Genomic DNA, 9,234 nt, shown 5'->3' with positions numbered 1-9,234 from the left:
AAATACTTACTTAACCTAGCTAGATGATTAAGAGCCGCACATGCGGCTCTTGTCTTTTTTACTCGTCACTAACTACTCGGGAGTTATCTGGCGTAGTGAAATGCTGAGATAGGTGTCGGTTGGAAACAATGAAACCAACCCATAAGCCCAGCATGCACACTGCGATAGCGATTCCAGTGACTAATTGAGCTTGGCTAGCCATTGTTGCAACAAGAGCACTAGCTAGGCTACTTACACAGATCTGTAAACTATTCTGAAGACCCGCTGCGGTAGCTGGGCTCTGTTTCGCACTGGCTAAGGCTCTATTGACGACAATAGGGTAAAGTGCACCATTGGCGACTGCAATCAAGCAAAATGGTGTGAGAATAGGCCAGATAGAGGTTAATTCCCATTGAGAGGCGATTAAGATCAGTAGTGATGCGACGCTAAACAGACCGATCAGTTGGCGCAGTACTTTTTCATCACCAAACTTGCGTACGCCTACCTTGCCTAAGTAGCCACCCACCATAAACGCAATAGTTTGGGGGATAAAGCTTAAACCTATGTCTTTGGCCTCATAACCGAGTTGCGACATGATCTCTGGCATACCTGTTAGGTAAGCAAAGAAGGCAGCTGACGCGGTAGCAAACATCAACACATTGCCTAGGTAGGTTTTTGACGCCAGTAGCGCCTTAATATCAGTTGATATACTGGTGTGTTTAACCTCTGCTGTTTCATTTTCTTGTGTCATAGTGGCGATGACTAGCAATACCCCCATTAGTGCCAAAGCAACAAAAATGCTATGCCAACCAAACTGATCGGCCAATAGCACGCCTAATTGAGGAGCAAGAGCTGGGGACAAGGCAACCAGAGGCATAATCGTAGCAAAAATTTGTTGACTATTACTTGAGTGGCGTTTGATCACCATTGCTTGCCATATTACTGCTGGAGCACAGACACCTATCGCTTGTATAAAGCGCAGTACGAGCAGTTGCCATACTTGGTCACTAAACGCTAAACCAAATGATGCGACCGTGAAAATTACTAAGCCTGCCGCTAAGGTATTGCGGTGACCAAATTTGTCAGATGCTAGCCCCCATAATAGCTGACCAAAGGCCATTCCAACTAAGAACACGGTTAGTGAAAGCGCAATTTGTTCTGGGCCTGTTGCGAAATCAACTTCCATGGCTTTAAAAGCGGGGAGGTACATATCTGTGGCAATAAAGCCGAGCATAGAGAGAGTTGCGAGATAAACGAGTTGTAGTTTTGATATTTTCATGATTCAACCAATCAAATTATTTAATCATTAATTACTTCAATATCAGTTGGCGCCAACCCTGATTTACGTGCAGTGCCATTCTATTTTTCGATTTCTAGAAAATAAAACGTTAAAATTACTAGTTATCAATCAAAAAAATTGAATGCTTGTATATTATGTACTCAAAATCTTCATTGGAGATGTTAGATACCGTTGCCCGTTTGGGTAGTTTTACTGCCGCAGCAGAGGTGTTGCACAAAGTGCCTTCGGCAATCAGTTATGGTGTACGTCAAGTCGAGCAAGAGTTAGATGTTGTTCTATTTCGTCGCCTACCAAGAAAAGTAGAACTCACCCCTGCAGGTGAGTTGTTCATTGCAGAAGCTCGGCTTTTATTGAGGCAGATGGAAGATCTTAAAGCTCAAACCAAGCGAGCAGCGCATGGTTGGCAATCAACGCTGAAGTTAACTTTGGACAATGTGGTTAAATTAGACAGGCTGAAACCTTTGGTTGAAGACTTCTATCGAGAGTTTGAATTTGCCGAGTTGCAGATCAATATGGAAGTTTTCAACGGCTCTTGGGAAGCCATAGCTCAAGAGCGCGCAGATATAGTGCTTGGAGCGACATCTGCGGTTCCTGTTGGTGGTGATTTTGAAGTTAGAGATATGGGTGTTTTGGATTGGGCTTTTGTTATGTCTCCCTCTCATCCTTGCGCTCTACAGTTACAATTGACGGAAGATTATGTCAGTCAATTCCCGGCGATTTGCTTGGATGATACTTCTAGTGTGTTACCAAAACGTCATACCGGTCATTACCCGCAACAGCGCCGCTTGCTATTACCGAATTGGTATAGTGCCATTGAGTGTCTCAAGAATGGTGTCGGAATCGGTTATATGCCGCGACATATCGCGTTACCACTCATCTTGAGTGGGGAGCTGGTGGAGAAAACCTTACCTGGTGAGAAGCCTATCAGTCAGTGTTGTTTGGTTTGGCGTAAAGATGACAATCATAAGCTGATTCAGTGGATGGTGGACTATTTAGGTTGTTCTCAGCAGCTTTATCAGGATTGGTTAAAGTAATAAAAAAACGCCAGCGAATAAACTGGCGTTTGTTGTACTCACTTAAGTTTTATGGACGTTCAAAGACAGTCGCAATTCCCTGACCTAAACCGATACACATGGTTGCCAGACCATACTTAGCATCTTTCGCTTCCATCAGGTTAATCAGTGTTGTCGAGATACGTGAACCTGAACAGCCTAGTGGGTGACCAAGCGCGATAGCACCACCGTTAAGGTTAACCTTTTCATCCATCACTTCGAGTAGATCTAAGTCTTTGGCACAAGGCAGAGACTGCGCGGCAAACGCTTCATTTAACTCAACCACGTCCATATCTTGGATAGTAAGACCTGCGCGTTTTAGCGCTTTTTGTGTTGCAGGTACTGGACCGTAACCCATGATAGATGGATCGCAGCCGGCAATCGCCATACCTTTGATGCGAGCACGAATCGTCAAACCAAGCTCATTGGCCTTATCTTCGCTCATGATCAACATAGCCGAAGCACCATCTGAAAGGGCTGAGGAAGTACCCGCAGTAACTGTACCATTCGCAGGATCAAACACAGGGCGAAGCTGAGACAGACCTTCTACAGAGGTTTCAGGGCGAATAACCTCATCATAATCTAGCGTAAACAGTGTTCCATCTGCCGCATGGCCTTCGATCGGTAAGATTTCATTCTTAAAGCGACCTTCTAACGTAGCGGCATGGGCTCTTGCGTGAGAACGTGCGGCAAACTCATCTTGCTGTTCACGGCTGATACCATGTAGCTTACCTAGCATTTCCGCGGTTAAGCCCATCATACCAGCCGCTTTTGCGACATTCTTTGACATGCCAGGGTGAAAATCCACACCATGGGTCATTGGCACGTGACCCATATGCTCAACACCACCAATTAGGCAGATCTCAGCATCACCGGTCATGATGGCACGGGTACCATCGTGGAGTGCCTGCATTGAAGAACCACACAAACGGTTGACTGTGACTGCGCCTATCTCAATGGGTAGACCTGCTAGTAAAGCGGCGTTACGTGCGACGTTAAAGCCTTGCTCTAGAGTTTGCTGTACACAGCCCCAGTAGATATCTTCAATCTCGCTTGGGTTAACTTGAGGGTTGCGGGCAAGAATACCTTTCATTAGGTGAGCGGAAAGGTCTTCAGCACGAGTATGACGGAAAGCACCACCTTTAGAGCGTCCCATCGGTGTACGTAGACAATCTACTACAACAACGTTTTTAGTTTGATTAGTCATTTGGGAGTCTCCTTAGATAGAACCTTGTTGCTGAGAACCGTAGAAAGTTTGGCCTTTCTCTGCCATATCAATCAGCAACTGTGGTACGTGATACATAGCGCCTAGATCTGAGTACTGTTTCGCCTTAGCGACAAACTCGGCGATACCAACGCTATCTAGATAACGGAAAACTCCACCTCTGAATGGAGGGAAACCCAAACCGTAAACAAGAGCCATATCCGCTTCTTGAGGAGAGGCGATGATGTTTTCTTGCAGACACAACACAACTTCATTGATCATCGGAATCATCATACGTTCAATGATGGTCTGATCGTCGAACTGTTGTTTTTCAGCACACACATCCGCTAGTACAGGCAGAATATCTTCGCTGAATGTTTTCTTTGGTTTACCTTTTCTATCTATGGTGTAGCTGTAAAAACCATTACCATTTTTCTGGCCATACTTATCGGCTTCAAATAGTGCATCAATTGCATCGCGGCCATTTTTACCCATACGCTCTGGGAAGCCTTGCGCCATTACAGCTTGTGCGTGGTGGGCGGTATCAATACCTACAACATCAAGTAAGTAAGCAGGACCCATAGGCCAACCAAACTTACGTTCCATGATTTTATCGATCTTAGTAAAATCAGCACCGTCGCGTAGCAACATGCTAAATCCACCAAAGTATGGGAATAGCACGCGGTTGACGAAGAATCCTGGGCAATCATTGACTACGATTGGTGATTTACCCATTTTTGCCGCGTAAGCCACAACACGATTGATGGTTTCGTCAGAAGTGTGCTCACCACGAATAATCTCAACCAGTGGCATGCGGTGCACTGGGTTAAAGAAGTGCATACCACAGAAGTTTTCTGGTCGCTTGAGTGATTTCGCTAGCAGGTTGATTGGGATAGTCGAGGTGTTAGAGGTAATCACGGTACCTTCACTCACTTGCTCTTCTACTTCGCTGAGTACTGCTGCTTTCACTTTCGGGTTTTCAACCACGGCTTCCACAATCACGTCTGTTTCTTCTATGCCTGCGTAGTGAAGGCTAGGTGTGATTGAAGCTAGGATACCTGCCATCTTGAAGCCATCAATTCGGCCACGAGATAAACGCTTGTTGAGTAGCTTAGATGCTTCTGTCATACCAAGATCGAGTGAAGGCTGTGCGATATCCTTCATTAATACCGGCACACCTTTAAGTGCAGATTGGTATGCGATACCGCCACCCATGATGCCCGCACCTAATACAGCGGCACGTTGGGTATCTTTGCTTGCAGACTTAGCAGCTTTTTTCGCGAGTCCTTTAATGTATTGATCGTTAAGGAATAAGCCGACAAGAGATTTCGCCTCTTCAGACTTAGCCAGCTTAACGAAATGCTTGCGCTCGATATCGAGTGCTTGGTTACGCGAGAAGCGAGCACCCTCTTCAATAGTAATTACGGCTGTCATAGGTGCAGGGTAGTGAGGGCCTGCTTTTTGAGCGACTAAACCTTTTGCCATTGTAAAGCTCATCATAGATTCGAGTTTACTTAACGACAGAGGTGATGTTTTTTGTTTGCGGCGCTCTTTCCAGTCAAGCTTTTCGTTGATGGCTTGGGTTAGAGTGCTAAGTGCTGACTCATACAGCGCCTCTGTTTCTACAACGGCATCGAGTAGGCCAATCTTTAGAGCTTCATCAGCGCGGCATGCTTTACCTTGGGTGATGATCTCCATTGCGCTATCGGCACCGATAACACGAGGCAAACGCACACAGCCACCGAAACCAGGCATTATACCCAATTTAGTTTCTGGTAAACCTATGCTGGTTGTTTTGTCACCAATACGTATGTCGGTAGCGAGTACACACTCACATCCACCGCCCAACGTGTGGCCTTTTAAAACAGAAAGAGTCGGTACTGGTAGATCTTCTAACTTATTAAAGATGCTATTGGCTAATTGAAGCCATTGATCCAGTTCTTGCTCCGGTTTGGCAAACAGGCCCAGAAACTCGGTAATATCAGCGCCAACAATGAACGCGTCTTTATCTGAAGTGAGTAGTAGACCTTTTAGAGAGCTATGAGCTTTTAACGCATCAAGAGCTTTATCTAGAGACTCAAGAGTTGCGAGGTTGAGCTTATTCACAGACGCTGGAGCACAAAAGCTCAGTTCAGCGATTCCATTTTGTAATTCCTTTACCTGTAGGGTTTCGGCTTGGTAAATCATTGTCTATCTCCATGACATACAATCTTAGGATTGCGTGTACAGCGGTGGTTGAGTGGCTACCGCTATAAAGGAAAGTGGTATTATAGTTATTCTGGTTAGACCAGTTGCTTTAGTTTGGACTCGCTGGTGGTTAAATTCAATACATTTTTTAAACAAGTGTTTAACATTGTGCGCTCAAACAGATCTTATGCGACGCCAAATTCACTCTCGTGCTAAACTGCAGGCACGTTTCGAAGCTATCTAAACCTATGAATGAACTGCCATATTTGATTCCTGCGCAGCAGGCCCTGTTTGAAGAAGAGATTAAGAAGAGCGTCTTTATCACTCATCTCGCTCATACTCCGTCAGTGGAACTTGCTAAAGCATTTGTTGATCAGATAAAGACTCAGCATGCGGACGCTCGCCATAATTGCTGGGGATTTGTCGCAGGTCGTCCGGAAGACTCGATGAAATGGGGCTTCAGTGATGACGGAGAACCTTCTGGTACGGCAGGTAAACCGATCTTGGCTCAGTTATCCGGATCTGGTGTTGGTGAAATCACTGCTGTAGTGACGCGTTACTCCGGTGGCATCAAGCTTGGAACAGGTGGTTTAGTAAAGGCTTATGGTGGAGGGGTGCAACAAGCACTCAAGTTGCTTCAAACAATTGAGAAAAAAGTAACCACAAAGTTGCTACTGGAGTTAGACTATGGGTTTATGCCAATAGCTCAGTCTCTTTTTCCTCAGTTTGGTGTCCAAGAAGTGGATGCTGAGTATAGTGACTTAGTTAAAATGGTTGTTGAGATTGAACTGCGTCAAGTGAGTGCTTTTACACAAACCATTATTAATAAGAGTGGCGCCAAGGTACTGGTTACCTCATTGGACAAACAACAACGATAATTAGGAAGTCGGAAGCTACGCTTCACAAATCAATCTAACCATGCAATTTCGATCCATTATTCGCATCGTCGGGCTGTTGCTCGCCCTGTTTAGTCTCTCTATGTTAGCTCCCGCATTGGTGGCGCTCATTTATCGAGACGGTGCTGGTGTTCCATTTGTTACGACTTTCTTTGTACTGCTATTTTGCGGCACCTTATGTTGGTTTCCAAACCGTCGCTACAAACATGAACTAAAAGCTCGCGATGGCTTTTTGATTGTTGTTCTATTTTGGACGGTACTGGGTAGTGCCGGTTCACTGCCATTCCTGATTGCTGATAATCCCAATATTTCGGTTACCGATGCATTCTTTGAATCTTTCTCTGCATTAACCACAACCGGGGCAACCGTCATTGTTGGATTAGATGACTTGCCGAAAGCAATACTATTTTATCGCCAACTGCTACAGTGGTTCGGCGGTATGGGTATCATCGTTTTGGCCGTTGCTATTCTTCCTGTGCTAGGCATTGGTGGTATGCAGTTGTATCGCGCTGAAATTCCAGGGCCGGTTAAAGATAGTAAGATGACACCACGCATCGCCGAAACCGCAAAGGCACTTTGGTATATCTATTTGAGTTTGACTCTCGCGTGTGCAGGTGCATTTTGGCTAGCGGGCATGACGCCATTTGATGCACTAAGTCATAGTTTCTCTACGATCGCGATTGGCGGTTTCTCAACCCATGACGCAAGTATGGGTTATTTTGATAGCTATGCGATCAATATGATTACCGTAGTATTCCTACTGATCTCTGCATGTAACTACTCACTTCACTTTGCAGCCTTTGCCTCTGGTGGGGTGCATCCAAAGTACTATTGGAAAGATCCCGAGTTTAGAGCATTTATCTTTATCCAAGTGCTACTGTTTGTTGTGTGCTTCCTTATTCTACTTAATCATCACTCGTACAACACAGTCTACGATGCCTTTGATCAAGCCCTTTTCCAGACAGTTTCAATCTCGACTACGGCAGGTTTTACTACCACTGGTTTTTCTGAGTGGCCGCTGTTTTTGCCTGTGCTGTTGCTATTTTCCTCTTTTATCGGTGGATGTGCAGGATCCACAGGTGGCGGCATGAAGGTAATTCGTATTTTGCTACTAACGCTACAAGGTGTCCGTGAACTGAAGCGATTGGTCCACCCGCGAGCTGTATATACCATTAAAGTGGGTGGTAGCTCTCTATCGCAGCGTGTTGTCGATGCGGTATGGGGGTTCTTCTCCGCCTATGCCTTGGTGTTTGTTGTATGTATGCTCGGTCTTATCGCAACGGGAATGGATGAGCTAAGTGCATTTTCTGCTGTGGCTGCTACGTTGAACAACTTAGGCCCCGGCTTAGGTGAAGTGGCGGTCCATTTTGGAGATGTTAATGACAAGGCAAAATGGGTTCTGATTGTTTCCATGCTATTTGGTCGATTGGAAATCTTTACTCTATTGATATTACTTACGCCTACATTCTGGCGTAGCTAAGGAGACGATGTGGCAAAGGCGCTATTTCTCTATTCGACTCGCGAAGGTCAAACTAAAAAGATTCTTCATCATATCCAGGCAGAGTTGTCGGAGTATGAGTGTGAATTGCGTGATCTCCATACTTTGGACACGGTAGATTTTAGCCAATATGAGCGCGTTGTTATTGGTGCGTCGATTCGTTATGGTCATCTCAATAAAAAGCTCTATCAGTTTATCGAGCGTAACCTCTCAGCATTGCAACAGAGCAAAGCTGCGTTCTTCTGTGTCAATCTTACCGCTCGTAAAGAAGATCAAGGTAAAGATACGCCTGAAGGAAGTGTCTATATAAAGACATTCCTTAAAAAGTCGCCTTGGCAACCTAAACTCATTGGCGTATTCGCTGGTGCTCTCTACTACCCTCGTTATGGCTGGTTTGACCGAACTATGATTAAGTTCATTATGAGTATGACTGGTGGAGAGACCGATACAACCAAAGAGGTTGAGTATACAAACTGGGAAAAAGTGACTCTCTTTGCTAATAAGTTTAAAGAAATGTAAAGAAAACACTGGATTATAGGCCTCTTAGATCGAAATTTAATCGAACAGTAAAAAAGTCAGAAAAAACATCAAAAAGGGCTTGCCAATGTGATGGCGATCTCTATAATGCCCCCTCGCTGACACGGCAACGCTTCAACAGAAACGTTAGGCCAGTTAGCAAGGTCAATTAGCCAAGTGGAAACACTTGAAGAAAGTTTGAAAAAAGTGGTTGACACTAAACTTTAACTCGCTAAAATGGCCGTCCGTTTTGAGCAATGCTCAGTCGGAAAGCTCTTTAACAATATAAACCTATCAATCTGTGTGGGCACTCGTTGATGATAATCCAAATAGATACTTCGGTATCAATTTAGGTTTCAATGATACGAAGTGACCATTGAATCGAAAGATTCAGCACAGTCAATTCAAACATTACTTATGTAATGTTCAGTATTCATTGAGCCGAACAAAATCTTAAATTGAAGAGTTTGATCATGGCTCAGATTGAACGCTGGCGGCAGGCCTAACACATGCAAGTCGAGCGGAAACGAGTTAACTGAACCTTCGGGGAACGTTAACGGCGTCGAGCGGCGGACGGGTGAGTAATGCCTGGGAAATTGCCC

Annotated in this window: 7 protein-coding genes and 1 rRNA gene; 5 read left to right on the top strand and 3 right to left on the bottom strand. The window is 45.0% G+C overall.

Going from position 1 to position 9,234, the window contains the following annotated elements; all coding sequences use genetic code 11:
* Positions 1-58: 58 nt before the first annotated feature.
* Positions 59-1,258 (bottom strand): purine nucleoside transporter PunC, encoded by a 1,200-nt coding sequence (gene punC / locus QTO00_RS09280; protein WP_331424468.1) that lies wholly within the window; start codon positions 1,256-1,258, stop codon positions 59-61.
* A 155-nt stretch (positions 1,259-1,413) separates the two neighbouring features.
* Here punC and punR point away from each other — a divergent pair, with 155 nt between their 5' ends.
* Entirely contained in the window at positions 1,414-2,313 is a 900-nt protein-coding gene (punR, locus tag QTO00_RS09275; protein WP_331424466.1) for a DNA-binding transcriptional activator PunR, read from the top strand.
* A gap of 49 nt (positions 2,314-2,362) precedes the next feature.
* Here the strand turns inward: punR and fadA are convergent, their stop codons facing one another.
* Positions 2,363-3,538: an acetyl-CoA C-acyltransferase FadA gene (fadA, locus tag QTO00_RS09270; protein ID WP_331424464.1), complete on the bottom strand. Its 1,176-nt coding sequence runs from the start codon at positions 3,536-3,538 to the stop codon at positions 2,363-2,365.
* 12 nt (positions 3,539-3,550) lie between these two features.
* Positions 3,551-5,722 carry a fatty acid oxidation complex subunit alpha FadB gene (fadB, locus tag QTO00_RS09265; protein WP_331424462.1) on the bottom strand — a complete coding sequence of 724 codons (2,172 nt, stop codon included), beginning with the start codon at positions 5,720-5,722 and terminating at the stop codon, positions 3,551-3,553.
* Positions 5,723-5,970: 248 nt separating this feature from the next.
* Here fadB and QTO00_RS09260 point away from each other — a divergent pair, with 248 nt between their 5' ends.
* From QTO00_RS09260 to QTO00_RS09245, 4 genes are all read left to right on the top strand, one after another.
* A complete protein-coding gene (locus tag QTO00_RS09260) occupies positions 5,971-6,600 on the top strand; it encodes a YigZ family protein (RefSeq protein ID WP_331424460.1) in 630 nt (209 codons plus the stop codon).
* A gap of 40 nt (positions 6,601-6,640) precedes the next feature.
* Positions 6,641-8,098 (top strand): TrkH family potassium uptake protein, encoded by a 1,458-nt coding sequence (locus tag QTO00_RS09255; RefSeq protein ID WP_038208562.1) that lies wholly within the window; start codon positions 6,641-6,643, stop codon positions 8,096-8,098.
* Positions 8,099-8,107: 9 nt separating this feature from the next.
* A complete protein-coding gene (gene hemG, locus QTO00_RS09250) occupies positions 8,108-8,635 on the top strand; it encodes a menaquinone-dependent protoporphyrinogen IX dehydrogenase (protein ID WP_331424457.1) in 528 nt (175 codons plus the stop codon).
* A 452-nt stretch (positions 8,636-9,087) separates the two neighbouring features.
* Positions 9,088-9,234: ribosomal RNA gene (locus QTO00_RS09245) — 16S ribosomal RNA — on the top strand; the annotation flags it as partial.

The sequence above is a fragment of the Vibrio sp. M260118 genome, from assembly GCF_036533755.1.
Lineage (GTDB): Bacteria > Pseudomonadota > Gammaproteobacteria > Enterobacterales > Vibrionaceae > Vibrio.
This window is presented reverse-complemented; position numbering and strand designations above follow the sequence as displayed.